The organism is Streptomyces marispadix (genome assembly GCF_022524345.1).
Classification (GTDB): domain Bacteria; phylum Actinomycetota; class Actinomycetes; order Streptomycetales; family Streptomycetaceae; genus Streptomyces; species Streptomyces marispadix.
Window position 1 is genome coordinate 1,150,099 of the sequence record NZ_JAKWJU010000002.1, and the last position, 23,414, is coordinate 1,173,512.

At 71.7% G+C, this 23,414-nt stretch carries 18 protein-coding genes, 3 pseudogenes and 1 riboswitch; of the genes and pseudogenes, 12 read left to right on the forward strand and 9 right to left on the reverse strand.

Annotation, left to right across the window (positions count from 1 at the left end; translation table 11 throughout):
* Positions 1 to 283: 283 nt before the first annotated feature.
* Entirely contained in the window at positions 284 to 880 is a 597-nt protein-coding gene (locus tag MMA15_RS05000) for an SAV_6107 family HEPN domain-containing protein (protein ID WP_241057756.1), read from the reverse strand.
* 426 nt (positions 881 to 1,306) lie between these two features.
* Here MMA15_RS05000 and MMA15_RS05005 point away from each other — a divergent pair.
* From MMA15_RS05005 to MMA15_RS05020, 4 genes and pseudogenes are all read left to right on the forward strand, one after another.
* A pseudogene (locus MMA15_RS05005) lies at positions 1,307 to 2,090 on the forward strand (ATP-binding cassette domain-containing protein).
* Positions 2,062 to 4,140 (forward strand): YhgE/Pip domain-containing protein, encoded by a 2,079-nt coding sequence (locus tag MMA15_RS05010; RefSeq protein WP_241057758.1) that lies wholly within the window; start codon positions 2,062 to 2,064, stop codon positions 4,138 to 4,140. Before MMA15_RS05005 ends, MMA15_RS05010 begins: the two are co-directional and overlap by 29 nt.
* On the forward strand, positions 4,101 to 4,742 hold the full coding sequence (locus MMA15_RS05015; RefSeq protein ID WP_505016609.1) for a TetR/AcrR family transcriptional regulator: 642 nt from the start codon (positions 4,101 to 4,103) through the stop codon (positions 4,740 to 4,742). The genes MMA15_RS05010 and MMA15_RS05015 overlap by 40 nt, the downstream gene beginning before the upstream one ends.
* A 376-nt stretch (positions 4,743 to 5,118) precedes the next feature.
* Positions 5,119 to 6,696 carry a phytoene desaturase family protein gene (locus MMA15_RS05020; protein WP_241057760.1) on the forward strand — a complete coding sequence of 526 codons (1,578 nt, stop codon included), beginning with the start codon at positions 5,119 to 5,121 and terminating at the stop codon, positions 6,694 to 6,696.
* Between the two features lie 1,395 nt (positions 6,697 to 8,091).
* Here MMA15_RS05020 and MMA15_RS05025 read toward each other — a convergent pair.
* The 5 genes and pseudogenes from MMA15_RS05025 to MMA15_RS05045 form a co-directional block, all read right to left on the reverse strand.
* Positions 8,092 to 8,371: pseudogene (locus tag MMA15_RS05025) on the reverse strand (hypothetical protein); the annotation flags it as partial.
* A gap of 40 nt (positions 8,372 to 8,411) precedes the next feature.
* A complete protein-coding gene (gene metF, locus MMA15_RS05030; protein WP_241057761.1) occupies positions 8,412 to 9,329 on the reverse strand; it encodes a methylenetetrahydrofolate reductase [NAD(P)H] in 918 nt (305 codons plus the stop codon).
* Between the two features lie 269 nt (positions 9,330 to 9,598).
* Positions 9,599 to 10,295, reverse strand: a pseudogene (thiE, locus tag MMA15_RS05035) (thiamine phosphate synthase).
* Positions 10,296 to 10,510: 215 nt separating this feature from the next.
* Positions 10,511 to 10,876 carry an Rv2175c family DNA-binding protein gene (locus MMA15_RS05040; protein WP_241057762.1) on the reverse strand — a complete coding sequence of 122 codons (366 nt, stop codon included), beginning with the start codon at positions 10,874 to 10,876 and terminating at the stop codon, positions 10,511 to 10,513.
* A gap of 270 nt (positions 10,877 to 11,146) precedes the next feature.
* Positions 11,147 to 12,385 (reverse strand): NAD(P)/FAD-dependent oxidoreductase, encoded by a 1,239-nt coding sequence (locus tag MMA15_RS05045; RefSeq protein ID WP_372498183.1) that lies wholly within the window; start codon positions 12,383 to 12,385, stop codon positions 11,147 to 11,149.
* A gap of 223 nt (positions 12,386 to 12,608) precedes the next feature.
* Positions 12,609 to 12,718: riboswitch (TPP riboswitch) on the forward strand.
* Here MMA15_RS05045 and thiO point away from each other — a divergent pair.
* The 6 genes from thiO to MMA15_RS05075 all read left to right on the forward strand — a co-directional run bounded on the left by thiO (position 12,716) and on the right by MMA15_RS05075 (position 19,749).
* Entirely contained in the window at positions 12,716 to 13,951 is a 1,236-nt protein-coding gene (thiO, locus tag MMA15_RS05050; RefSeq protein WP_241057763.1) for a glycine oxidase ThiO, read from the forward strand. It overlaps the preceding riboswitch by 3 nt.
* Before the next feature lie 14 nt (positions 13,952 to 13,965).
* Positions 13,966 to 14,196, forward strand: a complete 231-nt coding sequence (thiS, locus tag MMA15_RS05055; protein ID WP_241057764.1) for a sulfur carrier protein ThiS — start codon at positions 13,966 to 13,968, stop codon at positions 14,194 to 14,196.
* Between the two features lie 197 nt (positions 14,197 to 14,393).
* Positions 14,394 to 15,137 (forward strand): thiazole synthase, encoded by a 744-nt coding sequence (locus MMA15_RS05060; RefSeq protein WP_241063007.1) that lies wholly within the window; start codon positions 14,394 to 14,396, stop codon positions 15,135 to 15,137.
* Between the two features lie 404 nt (positions 15,138 to 15,541).
* Positions 15,542 to 17,638 (forward strand): Stk1 family PASTA domain-containing Ser/Thr kinase, encoded by a 2,097-nt coding sequence (locus MMA15_RS05065; protein ID WP_241057765.1) that lies wholly within the window; start codon positions 15,542 to 15,544, stop codon positions 17,636 to 17,638.
* 445 nt (positions 17,639 to 18,083) lie between these two features.
* The gene (locus tag MMA15_RS05070; RefSeq protein ID WP_241057767.1) at positions 18,084 to 18,869 is read left to right on the forward strand and encodes a transglycosylase SLT domain-containing protein; all 786 of its coding nucleotides are present in this window, start codon (positions 18,084 to 18,086) and stop codon (positions 18,867 to 18,869) included.
* 4 nt (positions 18,870 to 18,873) lie between these two features.
* A complete protein-coding gene (locus tag MMA15_RS05075) occupies positions 18,874 to 19,749 on the forward strand; it encodes a deoxyribonuclease IV (protein WP_241057768.1) in 876 nt (291 codons plus the stop codon).
* Positions 19,750 to 19,968: 219 nt separating this feature from the next.
* Here the strand turns inward: MMA15_RS05075 and MMA15_RS05080 are convergent, their stop codons facing one another.
* On the reverse strand, positions 19,969 to 20,592 hold the full coding sequence (locus MMA15_RS05080) for a sulfite oxidase-like oxidoreductase (RefSeq protein WP_241057770.1): 624 nt from the start codon (positions 20,590 to 20,592) through the stop codon (positions 19,969 to 19,971).
* Between the two features lie 194 nt (positions 20,593 to 20,786).
* Here MMA15_RS05080 and bfr point away from each other — a divergent pair, with 194 nt between their 5' ends.
* Positions 20,787 to 21,275, forward strand: coding sequence for a bacterioferritin (bfr, locus tag MMA15_RS05085; RefSeq protein ID WP_241057772.1), 489 nt, complete (start codon positions 20,787 to 20,789; stop codon positions 21,273 to 21,275).
* A 70-nt stretch (positions 21,276 to 21,345) separates the two neighbouring features.
* Here the strand turns inward: bfr and MMA15_RS05090 are convergent, their stop codons facing one another.
* Positions 21,346 to 21,591 carry a (2Fe-2S)-binding protein gene (locus tag MMA15_RS05090; RefSeq protein ID WP_241057774.1) on the reverse strand — a complete coding sequence of 82 codons (246 nt, stop codon included), beginning with the start codon at positions 21,589 to 21,591 and terminating at the stop codon, positions 21,346 to 21,348.
* Positions 21,592 to 21,852: 261 nt separating this feature from the next.
* Entirely contained in the window at positions 21,853 to 23,205 is a 1,353-nt protein-coding gene (locus tag MMA15_RS05095) for a class II 3-deoxy-7-phosphoheptulonate synthase (RefSeq protein ID WP_241057775.1), read from the reverse strand.
* Between the two features lie 98 nt (positions 23,206 to 23,303).
* On the opposite strand from MMA15_RS05095, the gene MMA15_RS28410 reads away from it, so the two are divergent.
* Positions 23,304 to 23,363 (forward strand): trp operon leader peptide, encoded by a 60-nt coding sequence (locus MMA15_RS28410; protein WP_372498320.1) that lies wholly within the window; start codon positions 23,304 to 23,306, stop codon positions 23,361 to 23,363.
* Positions 23,364 to 23,414: the final 51 nt, after the last annotated feature.

Consider the following 23,414-nt stretch of genomic DNA (forward strand, 5'->3'; position numbering starts at 1 on the left):
GGTACGGGGGCGGGGAGAGGGACGGAGGTGGCGTGCGGAGGGGGCGGGGCGACGGGGAGGGGCTTCGCATTCCCGGGGGCTCCCCCCCACCCCCTCCCGTAACTCCGCGGCGCCTTCCCCTGGTTCGTTCGTCTTCAGGGCATGACTGCGCCCGGACGCTGTTCATCTCCGTACGGCTTCCCTGCGTACGGCTGATCTCCGCGGTCCATACGGCATCTCCGCGTACGCACGGCTGCGCACGGCTCATCTACGTACGGCCCGTACGTCCCGCTCGGCGCCGCACTCACCCCGCACGTGGCCGTCGGTGGTCCTGCTGTGCCCGGGGCGGTCGTAACCGGGCGGTGGACGACGCGGAGGACGTACGCGCGGCGGCCTGCGGGACCAGTTCGTCGTCGGAGGCGGCGACGCGCGGCTGCGGCAGGGCGGGCTGGGAGACGAGCATCCGCTCGACCAGCCGCAGAAAGACCCCGGCGTCACGGACGAGGTCGTCGGCCTCGCGCCAGGTGGCCGCGCCCTGTATGCCCGCCTCGGCACGGGCGCGCTTCCGTGCTCCCGAGGCGAACAGCAGGCTCCACTCGGACAGTTCGGGTGCGGCCTCCGGCAGCACCTCCCATGCGCTGCGTATGGCCCGTCTGCGCCGCTCGCTGGTCTCGGGCCGCCCGCGCACCGCCAGCACGGCCGCGGCGGTGCGCAGCGCGGCCAGATGCGCGGTGGCGAACCGCTCGTTGGGCGTCTCCATGGCCGCTGCCTCGTCCAGCCCGTGCTGGGCCTGTGCGAGCAGGTCGAGGGCGGCGGGCGGTGCGCTCGCGCGGCGAAGGACGGGATGGACGTCGTTGGCCGGCGGGGTGTGCGGGGGTGCTCCCCGAGAGGGTCGCTGCACGGGAACCAACCTCCTGTCCGTCTTCCGACTTCCGAATGAACCGGCGTATGCACACATCGTGAGGCACACCACTGACAATCGGCTCTGACCTGCGCGAACTCCCCCATGGGCGGCCGGTGTTCGGCCTCGCGGGCCTCCACCCCAGGGGCCGCCTCGGACCCTGTGCGAACCATGAGGCATACTTTTGAACTGACCAGTCAGTCTAAAAACCTGGAAGGGGGCGGCTCCGTGGACGACGCGGCACACGACTCCCATGGCGACGGTGGACGGCCGGGGGCGGACACCCTCCCCGAACCGACAGACGAGACCGCGGGCACCGGCGCGAGCACCGCGGGCACAGAGACAGCCGCGAGCGCCGGCACCGCCGCGGGCACCGAGTCCGCCGACGACGCCGCAAGCGCCGGAGTCGCCCTCTCCGCCCGGGAGTTGGGGCTCGACGGCCCCCACGGCACGGTCTTCGCGGACATCTCCTTCGAAGCGGCGCCCGGCTCCCTCATAGCCCTGGAGGGCCCCCTCGGGCTCGGGGCGTACGTGTCTGCTGCTCTCCCTCACGGGGCGGATGAAGACGACCTCGGGTCATGCCCTGGTGGGCGGCAGGCGGCTGCCCGGACAGCTCGCCGCCGTACGCCGGATCAGCGCACTGGCGGCCGTGACCGGCGTCACCGATCTGGAGCCCGCGCTGTCCGTCGCCGAGCATCTGCGTGAACGGGCCCTGCTCCAGCGGAGGTTCGGCGGTTCGCTGCGCGGCCTTCTGCGGCCCCGCCGGGAACGGACCGCCGCCTCGCGGGCCCGCGTCGACGCCGCGCTGGAGGCCGCCGGTCTCGATCCCGAAGCGCTGCCGAAGGGGCCGCGTACCCGCGTGCGCGACCTGGACCGCTTGGAGACCCTGCGGCTGTCGATCGCGCTCGCGCTGCTCGGCGGGCCGCGTCTGCTCGCCGTCGACGACGTGGACTTCAAGCTCTCGGAGCGTGAGCGCGGACAGGCGTGGTCGCTGCTGCGTTCCATCGCCTCGCCGGGCGTGACCGTGCTGGCCGTGTGCAGCGAGGCACCGCCGGGCGCGGTGACCGTATGCACATCCACCAAGCAGGACCGGCGGCAGACCCGGCAGAGCCCGCCGCAGATTCCCCAACCGGCCGCGCCCCACGGGGAGTCGGACGGCATGAGCGACGAGGAGGCAGGCGATGCGCACGCCGAGACTGGCCGCGCTTGAGCTGAAGCGGTTCGGGAGGGGACGGCTGCCGCGTGCGGCCATGGTGGCGATGCTGCTGCTGCCGCTGCTCTACGGCGCCCTGTATCTCTGGTCGTTCTGGGACCCGTACGGGCGGCTCGACAAGGTCCCGGTCGCGCTCGTCAACGAGGACACGGGCGCGCACGCCGGCGGCAAGCGGATCGCGGCGGGCGACTCGGTCGCCGAAGGGCTGCGCGACAGCGGCACCTTCGACTGGCACGAGACGGACGCGGCCGACGCCCGCAGAGGCGTCGAGGACGGGCGCTACTACCTGTCGCTGACCGTGCCCGCCGACTTCAGCGAGCGCATCGCGTCCAGTTCGGGCGACGATCCGCGTACGGGTGCGCTGAAGGTGCGTACGAACGACGCCGGGAACTACGTCGTGGGGCAGATGGCGCGCACGGTCTTCTCCGAGGTGCGGGCCGCCGCCTCCAGCAAGGCCTCCCGCGGCTTCTACGACCGGATCTTCGTCTCCTTCTCCACCATCCACGACAGCACCGCGAAGGCCGCCCACGGCGCCGACCGGCTCGGCGACGGCATCCACCGCGCCAAGAAGGGCACCGGCGAGCTGAAGGACGGCCTGGGCGAAGCCGGGCGCGGCAGCGGCAGGTTGAGGGACGGCACCTCACGGCTGCACGCCGGTGCGGGCGAGCTGGAGAAGGGGTCGAAGCGCGTCGCCGACGGTACGCAGAAGCTGTCCGACAAGGTCGACAAGGCGGCCGGGAAGCTGGGGCCGTTCCTCGACGAGAACGAGGACGAGATAGGCACCGCCGCCCGTGACGTCGCACGGGCGAGCAAGGTCCTCAAGGAGAACCTCCGCGAGCTGCCGGAGGCGGCGCAGAAGGCCGAGACCGACTCCCGCAAGGCGGCCCGAACCCTGCGTGCCGTCTACGAGGCGCGGTGCCGTGGCCCCGTCGAACTGGACGCTTCCTGCCCGCAGTTGAAGAAGGCGGTGGACGCGGCGGAGACGGCGGCCGACGTCGCCGCGGACGTGAACGACGTCGTTGAGAAGCAGGATCTGACCAGGCTCGGCGAACGCCTCGACAGGCTGAACCACTACGCCAATGCGCTCGCCGTCCGCGCACCGCATCTCGGCGAAGACCTCGACAAGGCCGTGGCGCAGGTGCACGCCCTCAACTCCGGTGCGCACAAGGTCCATGACGGGGCCGGCCGCCTCAATGGGGGCCTGGCGAGCGCCGAGAGCGGCGCCGCGAGCCTGGACAAGGGCGTGGGGAAGCTCACCGACGGTGCCGGCACGCTCGACGGCGGGATGTACAAGCTCGCCGACGGCTCGTCGCAGCTTTCGGGCGGACTGCACGACGGCGTGCGGAAGATCCCCGACTACGGGAAGCAGGAGCGCGACGACCGCACGGACGTGATGTCCGACCCCGTGGGGCTGTCCTCCTCCAACGCGCACCCGGCGCCCCAGTACGGCACGGGATTCGCCCCGTACTTCATCCCGCTGGCGCTCTGGGTCGGTGCGATGATCGCGTACATGCTGCTGCAACCCCTCAACAGACGCGCGCTGGCCGCCGGTGCGCCGGCCGCCCGCATCACGCTCGCGGGCTGGCTGCCCGTTGCCGCGATCGGGGCGGTGCAGGCCGGGGCGCTGCTGAGCGTGCTGCACTGGGGACTGGGGCTGCACCTCGCCAGGGGCGCGGGCACGGTGGGCTTCCTGCTGCTGGTGACGCTGTGCTTCACGGCGATCGTGCAGTTCCTGGGCGCCCGGTTCGGGCCCGCGGGCCGTGTTCTCGTGCTGGCGATGCTGATGCTTCAGCTCACGTCGGCGGGCGGGACCTACCCGATAGAGACTTCTCCCGGGTTCTTCAACGCGATTCACCCCTTCCTGCCGATGAGTTACGTGGTGGAGGGGTTGCGCCACCTCATCACCGGAGGCGCCGCGTGGCCGGTGTGGCGGGCGTGCCTGGTGCTGCTGGCCTTCACCGCGGGGGCTCTTGCGCTCACGGCGGTCACCGCGCGCCGCAGACAGGTGTGGACGGTGGACCGGCTGCATCCGGAGATCGCGCTGTGAGCCGCGTACCGACCCGGGAGAAGCTGTTCCGGGCGGCGGTGACGCTCATCGCCGAGCAGGGTTTCTCCGCCACGACGGTGGAGGAGATCGCCGAGCACGCGGGCGTCGCCAAGGGGACCGTCTACTACAACTTCGCCAGCAAGAGCGAGCTGTTCGAGGAACTGCTGCGCCACGGCGTGGAGTTGCTGACGGCGGATCTGCGTGAGGCGGCGGCGTCCACGGCCGCCGCCGGTGGCTCACGTGTCGACGCGCTCGACGCGATGGTGCGGGCGGGTCTCGTCTTCATCGACCGCTATCCGGCCTTCACCCGGCTCTACGTCGCCGAGCTGTGGCGTACCAACAGGGCCTGGAACTCGACACTGCTCATCGTCCGCAGGGACGCCGTGGCCGTCGTCGAGGAGCAGTTGCGGGCGGGCGTGGAGGAGGGCGAGCTGAGCGGGGAGATCGACATCTCCCTGACGGCGGCCGCGCTGGTCGGAATGGTGCTGGTGGCGGCGCTGGACTGGAAGGCGTTCCAGCCGGAGCGGTCGCTGGACGATGTGCACGGCGCGCTCTCGCTGCTTCTCCAGGGGCGTGTCGGCGGGTGTGCGCAGCCCCGGTAGCCCGGTCAGGAACCACCCGGTCCTTGGGGCTGCGCACGCCTTCCCCCGTTTCCCCCGTCCCCCGTGACGGACGCGGGGCCCCGTGCCCCCGCGTCCCCCTGCAAGGGAGCCGGTCCGTTCCGCCGCCCCGTGTCGGCGGTGCCGGAGCCGTGCTCCCTTGCCACGTCCATAACTCTGCCGCCGCGGGGGCCGTAGCCCATCCGCTGTGCTACTCAACCCGGGAGCTAGGTAGCCCTACTCAGCACTGCGCGCCCGTGCCCGGGGCGTATCGCTCAGGCCGGGCCCGGGCCGGGTCGGCCGGGTCCTCGGCGGTGCGGGACGTCCGCCGCCCGCCTGCCTCGGAGGCGGTACACGACGGCGGTTAAGGTCCCTCGTCATGGCACGTATTGCGGTGATCGGCGCCGGACTCGGCGCCATGGCGGCGTCTGCGCGGCTCGCCACGGCCGGGCACCGGGTGACGGTGTACGAGCGCGCGGAGACCTACGGCGGCGGGGTGCGTCTCTACGAGCGGGACGGCTTCCGCTTCGACACCGGCCCCGGAATTCTCCACCTCCCGGCCGTCTACCGCGACCTATTCGTCAAGACCGGCCGGGAGAAGCTGGAGGACGTGGTCGAACTCGTGCGGCTCGACCCCGCGATCCGGCACGTCTTCCCCGACGGCACCGGCGTCTCGCTGCCCTCCGGCTCCCGTGCGGGCGTCGTCGCCGCGCTCGACTCCGCGCTCGGTACGGGCGCCGGTGAGCGCTGGACGGACATGCTCGCCCGTGCCCGTACGGTCTGGGACACCACCCGGCGGCCGCTGCTGGAGGAGCCGCTGACGGCGGACCGGATTCCGGCCCTGAGCGCGGCGCTGGCCCGCGATCCCTACCCGGCGGTGCGCGCCAGGGGGCTGCTGCGCCGCCGTGCGCCCACTCTCGCCGAGGCCGCATGGGACGAACTGCGCGATCCCCGTGCCGTCTCCATGCTGACCGGCTGCGCCTTGGACTACGGGCTCGACCCGGAGGCGGCTCCGGCGGGCGCGGCCGTACTGGCGTATCTGGAGCACACCTTCGGAAGCTGGTACGTACGCGGCGGGATGCGGGCCCTGGCCGACGCCCTCTACGCACGCTGCACGGAACGCAGGGTGGACTTCCGCTTCGGCTGTGAGGTGCTGGGGCTGGTGGAGAGCGACGGCCGGGCGGCCGGCGTGAGAACGGCCGCGGAGGGTGAAGTCGCCGCGGACGCAGTGGTGTTGGGCGCGGCGGGTCTGCCGGACGACCCTGCCGGGCAGACGGCGGACGTGCCTGTGGCGGACGTGCCCGCCATGTCGCGTCTCACGGTGCTGCTGGCGCTGCGCGGTGAGCGGCCCGCCGGGACGGCACACCGCACCGTCGTGCACAGGGACGGGGTGCACAGGGACGGGGTGCACGGGGACGGGATGCACCGGACCGCCGCGGGGCGGGGCGACCGCGCGGGCCGGGGCGGCGTCGCGGCACGGCCCGTGACCGTGCTGCGCCCCGACGATCCGTCGCTGGTCCCGGACGGCGGGCACGAGGCCGTGGTGCTCTCCGCGGCCGTCGCGCCCGGTGAACTCCAGGGCGGCGACGAGGAGGCGAGGCGTGCACAAGAGGCGCGCCTGGCCGACGAGTTGACGGCCGCTGCCGACGGCGCCGGGCTGGGACTCGGCCCTCGTGTGCTGTGGCGCGAGGTGCGTACGCCCCGCGACATCGAGCGGGAGACGGGGGCGCCAGGCGGCCTGGTGCCGGCTCCGGCGCTCGCCGGGCCCCGTGGGGACGCCCCGGGCCGTGGGCGCGGCGCCGTGGACGTACGTCCCCCCAACAGGACGGCTACGAAGGGCCTTTACCGCGCGGGCGGCTGGGCGCACCCCGGCGGCGGCGCCGCACACGCGGGAATGTCCGGCGCGCTGGTGGCCGGACTGATCGTGGAGGGCGACGACTGGCGCGGCTCGTACTGAGGCCCGTACTGAGCCGCCGCCCGCACCGGACGGGCCGCGTCAGGGCGGCCCGCATTCGCACTTTCCACGCTCGGACCGCCCGCGTCCGGCTGTCCGGGCGTTGGGGCCGTCCGCATCGGACGGGCAGGCTCGGACTGCCGCCGTAGCGCGGCCTGTTGAGCCGCCCCGCCCGGCGCGGTCAGTAGTAGTAGCCGTTGCCGTTGCCGTAGCCGTTGCCCGCGCCGTACCCGTTGCCCTGGGTGCCGTAGCCGTAAGGGTCGTTCTGGTACGGGTACGGCTGCCCCTGCTGCATCTGCTCGTTGGGGTCGCGCTGCTGAGGCACCCAGGCCGCACCGCCGGTGGGCGCCTGCGGGAAGTAGGACTGGCCGTCGGCGTACGTCTCGCCGTTGCCGTACATGGAGCCGTATGCGTCGGCGCCCGCGCCGCCCGCCCCGAATCCGCCGCCTCCGCCGAAGGTGTCGGAGACGCCGTAAGGGGACTGCTGGGGGCCGTAGCCCTGCGGGTCGCCGGGGGCGGGGTAGCCGCCGCCGTAGGTGTCGTACCCGCCGTAGGTGTCATACGAAGGGGCGCCTGGCGCGGCCCCGTTGGCGTCGAAGCCGGAGTACGGGTCGGAGAACGAGGCGTACTGCGGCTGACCGCCGCCGTCGGTGTATATGCCGGGCGCCTGGGGGGCGCTCTGGTAGCCGAGGCCGTCGTAGCCGCCGAATCCGTACTCGCCCGTCTCGTCCGGCAGCGGGCCCGGCTGGTAGACGGGGACCTGGCCGGTGTCCTGCGGTCCGTAGCCGTTGCCCGCGGGGTACGAGCCGGTCTGGTAGCCCTCGGTCTCGGGGCTGAACGGGCTGAACGCCTGGGTCGAATCGAAGCCGTCGGGTCCCGGGCCCGGTCCGCCCAGTCCTCCGCCGGGGCCGCCCGCTCCTGGTCCGGCGAAGCCGTCCATGGCCGGGAAGCCCGCGGTCTCGTAGCCGTTGCCGCCGTTCTGGCCGTCGTAGCGGTTGCCGTGCTGACCCTCGTAGCGGTTGCCGCCGAGACCTTCGTAGCGGTTGCCGTTGGGGGAGTTGAAGCCGCTCGGCGCTCCCATGGAGTCGACCGTGGTCAGCGTCCCGGTGTCGTAGCCGTTCGGGGAGTTGAAACCGTTCGGCGCTCCCATGGAGTCGACCGTGGTCAGCGTCCCGGTGTCGTAGCCGTTCGGGGAGTTGAAGCCGCCCGGGGCGCTCATGGAGTCCACTGCGGCGAAGGCGGCGGTGTCGTAGCCGTTGCCGGATTCGAGGGCGTTCTGCTGGAAGGGGTCCGAGCCGTAGCCGCCGGAACCGGCCAGTGCCGGTACGGGCTCGGGTGCCTCCACCGCGTCGAACTGCGGCCCGGCGTCGAGTTCGGGCTCCGGCTCGTCCTCGGGCTCGTCGCGCCTGCGGCTGACGCCGGGCACTCCGGTGAGTGCCCAGCCGGCCACGAACCCTCTCCGGTAGGAGAGCGTCACGAACGTCTGCCCCGTGGCGAAGGCGGCGATCCCGATCCCGATCACCAGGACCGAGGGGATGATCGCCCCCGCCACGACGCACAGGAAGCCGGTGAAGGCCAGCACACGCCAGCGCAGTCGGGCCTTGTACTGCAACAGCACTTCGCCCAACAGCCACAACGCGACGATGCCGAACGCGATGTAGAGGACTGTCCAGCCCATGTGCGCCCCCTTCTCACTGCCTCGGCCGGGCTACTTCGGCTCAGGGTCGGTTGTGGAGTCCAAGATTCTGATGGATTTCCAACGTTGCCGTGGAGTTGTTGAGCGTAATGAAGTGAAGTCCGGGGACATCCTCGGCCATCAGCGTCGCACACATCTCCGTCGCGTACTCGATTCCGACCGAGCGTACCGCCGCCGGATCGTCTTCGACCGCCCGGAGTCTCCCGGCCAGTTCGTCCGGAATCGTCGCATTGCTGAGCTGTGCGAACGTCTCGATCTGCTTCACGTTCGTCACCGGGATGATCTCCGGGATGATCGGGGTCTCGCAACCGGCTGCCGCGACGCTGTCACGCAGCCGCAGGTAGTCCTCGGCGCGGAAGAACATCTGCGTGATCGCGTAATCGGCCCCCGCGCGGCACTTGTTGACGAAGTGGCGCACGTCGGTGTCCCAGTCGTCGGAGCGCGGATGCATCTCGGGGAAGGCCGCGACGCCCACGCAGAAGTCGCCCGACTCCTTGATCAGTTCGACGAGTTCGGAAGCGTAGGTGAGGCCCTCGGGGTGCTTGACCCACTCGCCCATCGGGTCGCCGGGAGGGTCGCCGCGGATCGCGAGTACGTTGCGGATGCCCGCGTCCGCGTACTGGCCGATGACGTTGCGCAGTTCCGCCCTGGAGTGGTTGACGGCGGTGAGGTGCGCGACCGGAGTGAGCGTGGTCTCGGTGGCGATGCGCTCGGTGTTGCGGACCGTCCCCTCGCGCGAGGAGCCTCCCGCTCCGTAGGTCACCGAGACGAAGGTGGGTGAGACGGCTTCGATCCGCCGCAGGGCTTTCCACAGCGAACGCTCGCCCTTCTCGGTCTTCGGGGCGAAGAACTCGAAGGAGTACGAGCGCTGCCCCGTCGCGAGAAGGTCACGTACGGTCGCCGTGCTCTCTGTCCTGGTAGCTGAGATACCGATGGCCATGGTGAAAGGCTATCGGCCTTGGCTAGAGGGCGACGGGGTGTGAAAAGCGCTTACGTCCGTTCCGTACGGGCTTGTCGGGGGCGTCTTCCCGTGGTAGTCACGCTGCGTACACGGAGGCGCCACAGGGCCGCCGTCGCGTTCACCGGGCCGCCGTCGCGTTCACGGGCCCGAAACGGGGGGAGATCGGCGCCCGGCGCCCGGCTCCGCGGGACCGTCAGATCCGCCCGGCCTCCTCCGATACGTCATGCCCGTCCTGCCCGCCCGGTCCGTCAGGCCCCTCCGGCCTGCCCGGACTCGTCGTCCGCGGCACGCTCCCGCAGCCGCTCCGCCAGCGCCGCCGCCGCGGCCTCCGGGTCGTCGGCGCCGGTCAGCACCCGTACGACGACGACGCGTCTGGCACCCGCGTCCAGCACCTGGTCCAGGTTGGAGTCGTCGATCCCGCCGATGGCGAACCAGGGACGCGACGGTGCGCGCGAGGCCGTATGCCTCACCAGATCCAGGCCCGGGGCGTGACGGCCCGGCTTGGTGTGGGGTGGGCCAGCAGGGGCCGGTGCAGAAGTAGTCGACGCCGGGTTCGGAAGCGGCGGCGTCCGCCTCGGCCGCGGAGTGCGTGGACCGGCCGATCAGGACACCGTCCCCGAGGAGCGCGCGTGCCGCCGGTACGGGCAGGTCGCCCTGGCCGAGATGGAGCACGTCGGAGCCGCAGGCGGCCGCCACGTCCGCACGGTCGTTGACGGCCAGCAGCTTGCCGTGGCGACGGCAGGCCTCCGCGAACACGGACAGGTGCTCCAGCTCCTCGGCGGCCTCCATGCCCTTGTCGCGGAGCTGGACGATGTCGACGCCGCCGCGCAGCACGGCGTCGAGGAACTGCGGCAGATCGCCCTGCTCCTTGCGGGCGTCGGTGCACAGATACAGCCGTGCCCCGTCGAGCCGGCGGCGGGCGGTGTCGGCGTTCATGAGGGACATCCCCCCGGACGAGGGCGTGCGGACCGTATGCAGCGGCGCTGCGCGGCCCGCACGCCCGTGGGTGTGCGGTGTGACCTGCCCGTTCAGGGTGCGGTCAGGTGCGGCTCGGCCTTCGGGCGAGCGACGGGTACGTCAGCGGCCGGGCGGGCGCGGGGCCCGAACCGAGGCCGGTCCCATGAGTGCCCCGCCCTGGGCGGCCCGCTATGTGCCGGAAATCACACGGCGAGTGCCTGGGCGCGCCGCTTCACCTCGGTGCCTCTGTTCTCACGCAGGGCCTGCGCCGGGGTGCCGGGCAGGCTTTCGTCCTCGGTGAAGAGCCACTCCAGCATCTCCTCGTCGCTGAAGCCGTCGTCCTTGAGAAGCGTGATCGTGCCGACCAGTCCCTTGACGATGCGGCCCGCGCCGATGAAGTCCGCGGGGACCTGCAAGGTCCGCTCCTCCCCTCTGCGGACCGCGATCAGTTGGCCTTCCTTGACGAGCTGGCGGGCGCGGGTCACCGGGATGTCGAGCTTCTCGGCGACGTCGGGGAGGGTGAGCCAGGCAGGGACGAGAGCATCGGTCTTCGCATCAATCTCTGTCACGCCGACAAGCGTGCCATCCCGCTGTGACAGTCACTACTGTGCTGGCGCCACCAGTCCGCCGCCGATCAGCCGTACCGGGCTCGTCGACGGCCCGCCGACCGGCCCGTTCACCGGCCCGGCCGGTACGCTCGGCCGACCCGTGCACAGGTTCGCTTCACCCGCTCGACGACCGGCTCTTGAGCCCGTACGAGCCCCGCACGAAGCGCGTATGAGCCCCGCACGAAGCGCGTACGAAGCCCTTGCGAAGCGCCCGGACCCCGGCGCCCGTCGCTAGGACTGGACGACGGCCTTCTTCAGCGGCACCGCCGCGTCCGCCACGCGTGCCGGATCCACCGGTGTGCCGCGCTCGATGAGTCTTCTGCCCTGCGCCAGGTCGCGCGGCCTGCCCACCGCGAGGAGCGCGGTCAGCGCCCCGCCGCGCAGCCAGCACACCGACCAGGCCGCCTCGTCCGGGTCGCCGCGGCGGACCAGTTCGTCCTCCGCGGTGTGGTAACCCGCGTACTGGATGAAGCGCCCGAACTGCTCGGACCAGAAGTAGGGCACCGGGTCGTAGACCGCGCTCTCCGCCTCGCCGTCGGGCAGCGTCGCCGCGGCGATGTTGGCGGCCACGACGCGCGCCCCTTGCAAAGCGTTGTCCCAGTGGTGGACGAGTATGCGGCGGCCGTATCTGGCCGAGGGGAACGAGGCGCAGTCGCCGACCGCGTACACATCCGGGGCGGAGGCGTGCAGCCCCTCGTCGGCGAGGACTTCGCCGTGGCGGCCCAGTTCGATGCCCGAGCCCGACAGCCAGCCGGTGGCGGGGCGCGAGCCGATGCCGACGACTACGGCGTCCGCGGTCAGCCGGGTGCCGTCGTCGAGCAGCACTCCCCCGTGCTCCACCGAGCGCACCGCCACGCCCGTACGCAGTCGTGCGCCGCTCTGCTCGTACCAGCCGCGCATGTCCGCCGAGACCTCCGCGGGAAGCGCCCCCGGCAGCGGCTGGTCAGCGGCCTCGACGACCGTGACGCCGCAGCCCGACTCCCTTGCCGCGGTGGTGAATTCCGCGCCGATCCAGCCTGCGCCGACGACCACGATCTCGCCCTGCCGTGCCAGTACGGGGCGCAGCCGGGCGGCGTCGTCCAGCGTGCGCAGCAGATGGACCCCGGGTACGCCCTGGCTGCCCGGGAATTCGACGGGTCCGGCGCCCGTGGCGATGACGAGATGGTCGTAGGCCACCTGGCCCGCGGCGGTCTCCAGCAGGCGGCTGCCGGTGTGCAGGCCCGTCACCTCGCGGCCGAGTTCCAGATCGACCCCGAGGGAGCCGAAGTCGACGTCGAGCGAGGCGTCCTCGCTCTTGCCGAGCAGCACGGCCTTCGACAACGGCGGCCGGTCGTAAGGCCGATGGGGTTCGCCGCCGATCAGCCGGATACCGCCCGGCCATCCCTGCTCCCGCAGATGTACGGCTGTCTGCACACCGGCCATGCCCGCGCCCACGACCACGACCCGCTGTTCGCCACGACTGTCGCCCACACGATCATCCTAGGCGGCCGTACGGCGCCCGCCGGGCGGCCGCCGGTGCAGGCGCCGGGCCGAACGGTGAAGACTCCGCCGGTCACAGCGGGGACGCGGGGCAGTACGCTGGCACGCACGGCGCCGCACGGCAGACGGCACCGCATCGCATCGCACCGCACCACATCGCACAGCACCCGCTACACAGCACAGCCGCACAGCACTACAAGGCATTCACGCACTACAAGGCATTCACGGGAGTCCGGCGCACCGGGCTGAGAGGGAGGCTGCGGCCTCCGACCGTACGAACCTGATCCGGGTCATTCCGGCGAAGGGAGAAGCAGCTTCCCCATGCGTCGCAGCAGTACGTCCCCAACCACCCCCGTACGGCGGGTGTCCGGCGCTCCTCCGCGCCCCGACGTGGCCGTCGTCGGCGGCGGCGTCATCGGACTCGTCATCGCCTGGCGGGCGGCACAGCGCGGACTGGCCACCACGGTCGTCGACCCCGAACCAGGCGGCGGCGCCGCCCGGGTCGCGGCCGGGATGCTCGCGCCCGTCACCGAACTCCACTACGGCGAGGAGGCGTTGCTCGCGCTCAATCTCGCCTCCGCCGCCCGCTACCCGGACTTCGCCGCCGAGCTGGAGGAGGCGAGCGGCCAGGAGATCGGCTACCGCTCCTGCGGCACCCTCGCCGTCGCCCTCGACTCCGACGACCGTGCGCACCTTCGCGAACTGCACGCCCTGCAAAGCCGTTGCGGCCTGGACTCGCAGTGGCTGACGGGCCGCGAATGCCGTCGCCTGGAGCCGATGCTCTCGCCTTCCGTGCGCGGCGGGCTGCGCGTCGACGGCGACCATCAGGCCGATCCACGGCGGCTCGCCACCGCTCTGCTGCTGGCCTGTGAGCGCGCGGGCGTCGCCTTCCGCCGTGCCACCGCGGTACGGCTCACGGCCACCGCCGGGCGCGCGAACGGTGTCGTACTGGACGACGGCACGGGCGTCGAGGCCGGGCAGACCGTGCTGGCGACCGGCTCGTGGGCGTCCCGACTCGAGGGCGTGCCGCGCGAACTGCTGCCTCCCGTAAGGCCGGTGAAGGGCCAGGTGCTGCGGCTGCGCATGCCGTCGGCCTCCGGCCCCGGTGGCGACTTCCTCTCCCGTACGGTCCGGGCGATCGTGCGCGGCGGGCAGATCTATCTGGTTCCGCGTGCCAACGGGGAGCTGGTGATCGGCGCTACGAGCGAGGAGCTGGGCTGGGACACCACGGTCACGGCCGGTGGCGTCTACGAACTGCTGCGGGACGCCCATGAGTTGGCGCCCGGCGTGACGGAGCTTCCGCTGACCGAGACCGCCGCGGGGCTGCGGCCCGCCTCGCCCGACAACGCGCCGCTGCTGGGGCCCACCGCGCTGACGGGCCTCCATCTGGCCACCGGGCACTACCGCAACGGCGTGCTGCTCACGCCCGTGACCGGCGACGCGATGGGCGAGCTGCTGGCGGGCGGCGAACTCCCCGAACAGGTACGTCCGTTCACCCCCGGGCGGTTCGGCGGCGGCATCGCCGGTCCGGCGGGTGTCCTCTCCGTGAGCGAGTGACAGGAGCGTTCCCCATGACGACCGTCCGACCGGATGCCGCGACCGTCACCGTCTTCGTGAACGGGGCCCCTCGCGACGTCCCCTCCGGTTCGACCCTCGACCAGCTCGTGGCCGGGCTCACGTCGGCGCCCTCGGGTGTCGCGGCCGCCGTCAACGAGGCGGTGGTGCCCCGGGGGCAGTGGCACGCGCTGAGGCTGGCCGAGGGCGACCGCATCGAGGTACTGACCGCAGTCCAAGGAGGCTGAACCGTATGACCGGCTACGCGGTCGACGCCGTACCGCAACCCGACCGGCACCACCCAGACCAGCACCGGTCCGGCACGCACCACCCAGACCAGCACCAGCCCGGCACGCACCAGCCCGGTCCGCGATCCGGCCAGGAGCCTGCGCAGCGCCCCGACCCGCTCGTCATCGCCGGGCGCTCCTTCGGCTCCCGGCTGATCATGGGTACGGGCGGAGCGCCCAGCCTCGATGTGCTGGAGCGCTCGCTGGTGGCTTCGGGGACCGAGCTGACGACGGTGGCGATGCGCCGCCTCGACCCCACGGTCCAGGGGTCGGTGCTGTCCGTACTGGAGAAGCACGGCATCGGCGTGCTGCCGAACACGGCGGGCTGCTACACGGCGGGCGAGGCCGTGCTCACCGCCCGCCTCGCCCGGGAGGCACTGGGCACCGACTGGGTGAAGCTGGAGGTCATCGCCGACGAGCGCACCCTGCTGCCCGATCCCGTCGAACTCCTCGACGCCGCCGAGACGTTGGTCGACGACGGCTTCACGGTGCTGCCGTACACCAACGACGACCCCGTGCTGGCGCGGAAGCTGGAGGACGCGGGCTGCGCCGCCGTGATGCCGCTGGGCTCGCCCATCGGCTCCGGGCTCGGCATCCGCAATCCGCACAACTTCCGGCTGATCACGGAGCGCGCGGGCGTGCCGGTCGTCCTCGACGCGGGCGCCGGTACGGCCTCCGATGTGGCGCTCGCCATGGAGCTGGGCTGTGCCGCGGTGATGCTCGCGTCGGCGGTGACGAGGGCGCAGGAGCCGGTGCTGATGGCGGAGGCGATGCGGCACGCGGTGGCGGCGGGCCGCCTGGCCGCCCGCGCGGGCCGCATCCCGCGCAGGCACTTCGCCGAGGCGTCCTCCCCCACGGAGGGCGTGGCCGACCTGGACCCGGAGCGGCCCGCCTTCGGCTGAGGCCCTGCGACGGCCGGGGCCGCGGGCTCCCGGCCCGAACCGGACGGGCCCCGAACCGGACGACCCCGAAGCGGGCCCGGAAGCGACTCGGCCGGTCGTCCCGGGGTCCGGAAAAGGACCAAAGTCCCGGAAGGGAATTCCGGCGGGCAGGGCCCGAGAAGAAGGCGAGTGAAACGAGGCGGGAAGGCGCGGCAAGAGGGAAGAGGACAGGGAAAACGACTCCGGGGAAAAGGGACGCCGCGGAGAGAATCCACGTCCTACGAAGCTGCTTCCCGCACCCCTTCCGACCAAGGTCCCGAAAAGGACAATCCCGGACTATTCACCTCGCCGTTCGGCCGCATCCTCTCCCCTCGGATGCGCACCACGGACATTCGGCACGGTGACGGCTCGTAGACTCGTGGTCGATGGATACCAGCCTTCAGGACTCCTCTTCCGGGTCTCCCGGGGAGCCGCCGCCCATCGGCCAGGTGCTGGACGGCCGCTACCGAGTCGAGTCGCGCATCGCCGTCGGCGGCATGGCGACGGTCTACCGAGCCGTCGACACCCGTCTCGACCGCGAACTCGCCCTGAAGGTCATGCACCCCTCGCTCGCGGGCGACGGCGACTTCGTCGGCCGCTTCATCCGCGAGGCCAAGTCCGTCGCCCGGCTCGCCCACCCCAATGTCGTCGGCGTCTACGACCAGGGCACGGACGGCACCTATGTCTATCTGGCGATGGAGTACGTCTCGGGCTGCACGCTGAGGGACGTTCTGCGCGACCGCGGCGCGCTGCGCCCCCGCGTGGCGCTCGACATCCTGGAGCCGATGCTGGCGGCCCTGGGCGCCGCACACCACGCGGGCATGGTGCACCGCGACATGAAGCCGGAGAACGTGCTGATCGGCGACGACGGCCGGGTCAAGGTGGCCGACTTCGGCCTGGTCCGCGCGGTCGACAGCCAGACGTCCGTGGGGTCCGACACCATCCTCGGCACCGTCTCCTATCTCGCCCCCGAGCAGATCGAGCAGGGCACGGCCGACACCCGTACCGACCTCTACGCGTGCGGCGTGATGCTCTACGAGATGCTCACCGGCGAGAAGCCGCACACGGGCGGCACCCCGGCCCAGGTGCTCTACCAGCATCTCCACGAGGACATCCCCGCCCCGTCCGCCGCCGTGCCCTCTCTGGCGCCCGAGCTGGACGCGCTGGTCGCACGCTCCACCGCCCGCGCCGCCGAGGGCCGCCCCCAGGACGCCGGGGCGATGCTCTCGGAGGCACGTGCCGTGCGTGCCCGGCTCACCGCCGAGCAGCTCGACGCCGTACCCCCGGGAGCGAAGCAGCCGCAGCAGGGCCTCACACACGTACTCGCGGCGGACACGGCTCTCACGGAGGGGCGCATGCGGTCCGCAGCCGGGACCGGGGCGGGGGCAGGGGCCGCGGCCTCAGCGGCGACGGGCGCGGCCGGTTCAGCCCCCGGTTCCGCCGCCGTGTCCGCCGGGTCGGAGGAGCGTACGAGCGTGCTGCCGCGCACGACCGCCGCCTCCTACGAGTACGCCCCGGGCGGTCCCTACGACGGCGACGATCTCGACCGCACCGCCCGCTATGCCGTGCCGCCCCGCGACGGCGGCGAGCCGCCCCGGCCGCCGCGCCGCGGCGGCGGCCGGGTCTTCTTCGTCGCCCTCACGGCGATGCTGTTGCTGCTGGTGGGCACGGGCGTCTGGTACATCAACTCGGGCCAGTTCACCGAGACCCCGGCCGTGCTGGACAAGACCGAGTCCGAGGCACGGAAGATCCTCGACGGTGCCGGTCTCGATGTGAGGGTCACCCGCAGCCACAGCGACCGCGTCGAGCGGGGCCACGTCATCGAGACCAACCCGGACCCGGGCGACCGCATCCGCCGCACCGGCACCGTCACCGTCGTCGTCTCGCGCGGCCCGAAGATCGTCAAGGTGCCCGATCTGTCCGGCACTCCGCTGGCCGACGCCGAACGCAAGCTGAAGGACTCCGGCCTGGAACCCGGCGTGGTGAGGCGGGAGTTCAGCGAGGACACGGCGCGCGGCTCCGTGATCGAGACCGAGCCGTCCGCCGGCAGCAGCCGCCGCCCCGGTTCCCCTGTCGCCCTGACCGTCTCCAAGGGCATCCCCGTGGACGTACCGGACGTCGTGGGCGACGAGGAGGATTCGGCCCGGGAGGACCTGCTGGACGAGGGGCTGAAGGTGCGCATCGCCCCCGAACGCGTCTTCTCCGACGAGGACGAGGGCAGCGTCGCCCGCCAGTCGCCCGCCGAGGGCAGCCCGGCCGCCGAAGGCGACACCGTCACGCTCACCATCTCCAAGGGCCAGGACGAGGTGAAGGTCCCCGACGTCGAGGGCCTGAACCGCAAGCAGGCCCGCAAGAAGCTGGAGAAGGCGGGCTTCGAGGTCACCGTGCGCCGGATCTTCTTCGGCGACGAGGTCTTCTCCCAGTCGCCGGACGGCGGGGACGAGGCACCGCGCGGGTCCCGCGTGACGATCTGGATGCGCTGAGCCGGACCCGGCACCCTGCGGAGAAGCGCCGACGCCGAGCGCCCTACGCCTCGCCCGCGCCTCCCTGCGCCGCCCCAGCCCCCGACAGCGCCTCCGCGCGGGTCCGCCGGGGCCTTACGGCACCTGACGCGGCGCATACGGGCACTCACCGTCAGCAGGGAAGACCGCCCGCCGTGTGACAACGGACATAGGGCCCATATCACTTACGACAGCGCTTAGTGCGCCTCGGCCCTCTCCATACGCCGCGCGGCTGCGGGCCGGACGGTCTTCCCGTACACCCCGGAACGGCCCCACGAACGAGCCGGGATAGTACGTCACACTTTTGGGCTGTGTTTTCGGAGCCTTTAACAATTGCTCTCGGTCGCAAGCGCCGGGGATTCGGAACTCGGCGTACAACGCCTTTCCGGCCTCTGCGACGCACGCAATGTTGAAAGGTTCGCTCACAATGCCCAACATTCCCGGCTACGTCCGCAGCCCCAAGTTCGCGCGCTTTTCCGCCGCAGGCATATCCGCCGCGGGCGCCGCAGCCATCGCGCTGACCGTCCTCCCCGGCACCGCCGACGCAGGCGACCAGAGCCAGTCCGGTGCCAAGAAGGTAAGCGCCTCGACGGCCGCCGCGGAGAGTACGAAGGAATCCCAGGCCCCGAAGGTCGAGCTGGCGGGCGCCAAGCAGGGCACCCTGGACGCCGACGTCCACCGGGCCGGCGAGGTGGTGGCCGCCCAGAAGGAGGCCGTCGCCCAGCAGAAGGCCGTCGCCGCCGACCGTGCGGAGGCCGCCAAGGCACAGGCGGCCAAGAGGGCCGAAGCCGAGAAGAAGGCCGAGGCCGCGAGGAAGGCGGCGGCCGACCGGAAGGCCGAGGCGAAGGCCAGGGCCGCCCGCTCCGCCGAGCGCCCCGCCGCCAAGACCTACCCCGACAACCTCGACGGATGGATCCGCGAGGCCCGGTCCATCATGGCGAAGCACGGCATCCCCGGCTCCTACGACGGCATCAAGCGGAACATCATCCGTGAGTCCGGCGGCGACCCGAACGCGGTGAACGACTGGGACATCAACGCCCAGAAGGGCACCCCGTCCAAGGGCCTGCTCCAGACCATCCAGCCGACCTTCGACGCGTACCACGTCGACGGCACCTCGACCGACATCACCGACCCGGTCGCCAACATCGTGGCCGCCTGCAACTACGCGGCGGACAAGTACGGTTCGATGGACAACGTCGACTCGGCATACTGACGGTGTGACGACCAAGCGAGACCGCAATCCCATTGGCGGCCATGTCCCCGTAGCAGGGGGCCTGGCCGCCACTGGCGTTTCCTACGCCGACGACATCGGCGCGGAGGCCGTACAGGTCTTCGTCGCCAATCCCCGTGGCTGGGCCACGACTTCCGGGTCCCCGCAGCAGGACGAGGAATTCCGGGCCGCGTGCGCCGAGCGGAAACTCCCCGTATTCGTACACGCCCCGTACCTCATCAACTTCGGCTCCCACACACGGGCCACCGCGGACAATTCCGTTGCCTCACTGCGCCATTCACTGCGCAGAGGCCGTGAGATCGGCGCGTCGGGCGTCGTCGTCCACACGGGATCGGCCACGGGCGGCCGGGAGCGGGCGACCGCGCTGGCACAGGTCGGGCTGCTGCTGATGCCGCTGCTGGCGGAGCTGACCCACGAGGACGACCCCTGGCTGCTGCTGGAGCCCACCGCAGGACAGGGCGCCTCGATCTGCTCCCAAGTGCGCGATCTGGAACCGTACTTCGAGATCCTCGGCCGCCATCCCAGGCTCGGCGTCTGCCTCGACACCTGCCATGTGTTCGCCGCCGGGCACGACCTCGCGGCCCCGGGCGGCGTGAAGCGGACCCTGGACGAACTGGAGGCCGTCACCGGCCCCGGGCGGCTCAGGCTCATCCACGCAAACGACTCCAAGGACGTCGTCGGCGCACACAAGGACCGCCATGCGAACATCGGCTCCGGCCACATCGGCAGGGAGCCGTTCGCCGATCTGATGACGCACCCCTCCACCGAGGGCGTGCCGCTCGTCATCGAGACCCCGGGCCGCAAGGAGGGCCACGCCGCGGATGTGAAGCGGCTGAAGGAACTGAGGGAGGGCGCGGGCTGAGTTGCGCTGCCGTGGGCCCGTTGGCTGATCGGCAGGGGCGAGGGCCACGCGGTGCCGCACCCGTACCACTGACCACCGGCCCCCCGCGCGCCCCGGCCACCGGCCACCGGCCACCGGCCACCGGCCACCGGCCACCGGCCCAGGGCTACGGGCTACGGGCTACGGGCTACGAACCGGGCCGCAGGCGGCGGGCCAACGGGCCACAGGCCCCAACTGCCCCTAGAGCTCGGGCCCTTCGCCGGGCTCCTCCTGGTAGGAGTAGCGCTGCTCCTTCCAGGGATCGCCGATGTTGTGATAGCCGCGCTCCTCCCAGAAGCCCCGGCGGTCCGCCGTCATGTACTCCACGCCGCGCACCCACTTGGGGCCCTTCCACGCGTAGAGCTGCGGCACCACCAGCCGCAGCGGGAAGCCGTGTTCGGCGGTGAGCAGTTCGCCGGCGCGGTGGGTGGCGAAGACCGTCGTCTCCGCGGCGAAGTCGGACAGCCGCAGATTCGAGCTGAACCCGTACTCGGCCCAGACCATGACGTGTGTGACGTCGTCGGCGGGAGGCGCCAGTTCCAGAACGGTACGGGCGAGCACCCCGCCCCACTCGGCGCCCAGCATGCTGAACTTGGTGACGCAGTGCAGATCGCCCGTCACCGTCTCGTAGGGCAGCGCCGTGAACTCCTCGTGATTCCACGAGTGCTTCCCGCCGTCGGCGGTCGCCCCGAAAACCCTGAAGTCCCAACGCTCCGGCTTGAACTTCGGCACCGGTCCGTAGTGCGTGACCGGCCATCCACGCTGGAGCCGCTGCCCTGGCGGAAGCGGTTGCTGCTCCCCCTCAGGACTCTGCGGCTCACCCATCTCCCCATGGTGACAGACCCCTCGGATGCCGCTTACCGGCACCCCGCTCACGCTCTGTTCGAGGGCTTTCCGCTCGCCAATTCGGGCCATTTCGGTAAGCCTTCGCTTACTGGACCGCCTGACGGCGCGGTGCGAGGATGCGCGGGCGCGCGCACGCACCTGGCATTTTTCGTTCCTGGAAGGAGCCCGCAGCCATGCAGGGTGATCCCGAGGTCATCGAATTCCTCAACGAGCAGCTGACGGCCGAGCTGACCGCCATCAACCAGTACTTCCTGCACGCGAAGATGCAGGAGCACTTCGGCTGGCCGAAGCTCGCCCGCTACACCCGTGCGGAGTCCTTCGACGAGATGCGTCACGCCGAACGGCTCACCGACCGGATTCTGTTTCTGGAGGGGCTTCCCAACTACCAGCGGCTCTTCCACGTCAACGTGGGGCAGACGCTGACCGAGATGTTCACCGCGGACCGCCAGATCGAGGTCGAGGCCATCGACCGGCTGCGGCGCGGAGTGGAGGTCATGCGGGCCAAGGGAGACATCACCTCGGCGAACATCTTCGAGGACATCCTGGCCGACGAGGAGCACCACATCGACTACCTGGACACCCAGCTCGAGTTGGTCGAGAAGCTGGGCGAGCCGCTCTACATCGCTCAGCTCGTGGAGCAGGAGGCTCCGAAGGAGGGCTGACCGAGGCGCCGGGTCCCGTGCCGGTGACGCCCGTGCCGGTGACGCCGGGCGCCGGACGTCATGCGGGGAGTCAGGCGGCTTCGGCCACCGAGGGCGCGGACGCCGGCTCCTCCACGGCACCGGCCGCAGCGGTCGCCGCGGGCTGACGCCCCGGGCACGCGCCGCGTCCGAGAAGCCCCTGAATCCGGCGTACGCAGGAGCCGCAGTCCGTGCCCGCCTTGCTTACGGACGCGATCTGACGCGGCGTGCGGGCCCCGGCCTCCTGGTGCTCGCGGACCTGCCGGTCCGTGACGCCGAAGCAGGAGCAGACGAACACTCGGCCCTCCAGGCGGGACGGTCATGGGCGGTGCCGGGCTCGGACGGCTTCAGGGCTGCTGAAGATCCAGCCGGGGCTGGCCGACCCGATGGGGGGGCCGACCCGATGGGGGGGCCGACCCGATGAGGTTAACCTAACCTTGGTAAAGCTAACCTTACCGACCGCTCGATGTCCACAACAGAGCTGTGGGGCCCGCATCGCTGTGATGCGGGCCCCATTTCCGTACTGCCGTGCGTCAGGGCGCTACGCGGCGCCGCCGGTTCACTGGTCCCGGTACATCTCCGCGACCAGAAACGCCAGATCGAGCGACTGGCTGCGGTTGAGCCGCGGGTCGCACGCCGTCTCGTAGCGCTGGTGCAGGTCGCCCACGAAGATCTCGTCGCCGCCGCCCACGCACTCCGTGACATCGTCGCCCGTCAACTCGACGTGAATGCCGCCCGGATGGGTCCCAGCGCCCTTGTGCACCTCGAAGAAGCCCTTGACCTCGTCGAGCACGTCGTCGAACCGGCGGGTCTTGTGGCCGCTGGCCGCCTCGAAGGTGTTGCCGTGCATCGGGTCGCAGACCCACACCACCTGGGCGCCCGAGGCGCTGACCTTCTCCACCAGCGTGGGCAGCCGGTCCCTTACGGTGCCCGCTCCCATCCGCGTGATGAAGGTGAGGCGCCCCGGCTCCCGGTCCGGGTCGAGCTTGTCGATGAGCTGGAGGGCCTCCTCCGGCGTCGTGCCGGGACCCAGCTTCACACCGATCGGGTTGCGCACCTGTGAGGCGAACTCGATGTGGGCGCCGTCGAGTTGGCGTGTGCGCTCGCCGATCCACACCATGTGCCCGGAGACGTCGTAGAGCTTGCCGCTGCGCGAGTCCGTACGGGTCATGGCCGACTCGTAGTCGAGCAGCAGGGCCTCGTGCGAGGCGTAGAATTCGACGGTCTTCAGCTCTTCGGGGTCCGTGCCGCACGCGTGCATGAACTTCAGCGCCTGGTCGATCTCGCGGGCCAGCGCCTCGTAACGCTGCCCGGAAGGCGAGCGCTTCACGAAGTCCTGGTTCCACGCGTGCACTTGGCGCAGGTCGGCGTAGCCGCCGGTGGTGAAGGCGCGTACGAGGTTCAGCGTGGAGGCGGACGCCTGGTACATGCGCTTCAGCCGCTGCGGGTCGGGCGTGCGGGCGGCCTCGGTGAACTCGAAGCCGTTGACCGAGTCGCCCCGGTACGACGGGAGCGTCACTCCGTCCCGGGTCTCCGTCGGCTTCGAGCGCGGCTTGCTGTACTGCCCGGCGATACGGCCGACCTTGACGACCGGGACCGATCCGGCGTACGTCAGCACGGCGCCCATCTGAAGCAGCGTCTTCAGCTTGTTGCGGATGTGCTCGGCGCTGACCTGGTCGAACGCCTCGGCGCAGTCGCCGCCCTGGAGGAGGAACGCCTCACCGCGGGCGACGGCGCCCAGCCGGGAACGCAACTGGTCGCACTCGCCGGCGAAGACGAGCGGCGGATACGACTCGAGCTCGGCGACGGTCTCACGCAGAGCTTCGCGGTCCGGCCACTCGGGCTGCTGTGCCGCGGGAAGGTCTCGCCAGGTGCGGGCACCGGCGTCGGGGTTGGTGGCGTTCACACTCACGCGCCCCAGGTTAAGGGGTCGTGCCCGGCGTTCTTTCCCCTGACCGGCTGCTGAGACGGAAACCACCCCCGCGGCTCCGCTGGGGTAGGCTCGCCGCCATGTTCGCGCAAGCCCGCACCTGCAACTGGTGGTGGACCGCTCATCCGGCGGCCCACTGACTGCGCGCGCACCACAGACAGCGACAGACGCGAAGGCCGCCCGAGGGGCGG

What these genes read in the sequence shown, in the direction of transcription:
- thiS (WP_241057764.1), top strand. Translation starts at nt 13,966, where the DNA reads ATGACGACCGTCCGACCGGATGCCGCGACCGTCACCGTCTTCGTGAAC.
- metF (WP_241057761.1), bottom strand. Translation starts at nt 9,329, where the DNA reads ATGGCCATCGGTATCTCAGCTACCAGGACAGAGAGCACGGCGACCGTA.
- MMA15_RS05010 (WP_241057758.1), top strand. Translation starts at nt 2,062, where the DNA reads ATGCGCACGCCGAGACTGGCCGCGCTTGAGCTGAAGCGGTTCGGGAGG.
- MMA15_RS05070 (WP_241057767.1), top strand. Translation starts at nt 18,084, where the DNA reads ATGCCCAACATTCCCGGCTACGTCCGCAGCCCCAAGTTCGCGCGCTTT.
- bfr (WP_241057772.1), top strand. Translation starts at nt 20,787, where the DNA reads ATGCAGGGTGATCCCGAGGTCATCGAATTCCTCAACGAGCAGCTGACG.
- MMA15_RS05065 (WP_241057765.1), top strand. Translation starts at nt 15,542, where the DNA reads ATGGATACCAGCCTTCAGGACTCCTCTTCCGGGTCTCCCGGGGAGCCG.
- MMA15_RS05060 (WP_241063007.1), top strand. Translation starts at nt 14,394, where the DNA reads ATGGGTACGGGCGGAGCGCCCAGCCTCGATGTGCTGGAGCGCTCGCTG.
- MMA15_RS05080 (WP_241057770.1), bottom strand. Translation starts at nt 20,592, where the DNA reads ATGGGTGAGCCGCAGAGTCCTGAGGGGGAGCAGCAACCGCTTCCGCCA.
- MMA15_RS05020 (WP_241057760.1), top strand. Translation starts at nt 5,119, where the DNA reads ATGGCACGTATTGCGGTGATCGGCGCCGGACTCGGCGCCATGGCGGCG.
- thiO (WP_241057763.1), top strand. Translation starts at nt 12,716, where the DNA reads ATGCGTCGCAGCAGTACGTCCCCAACCACCCCCGTACGGCGGGTGTCC.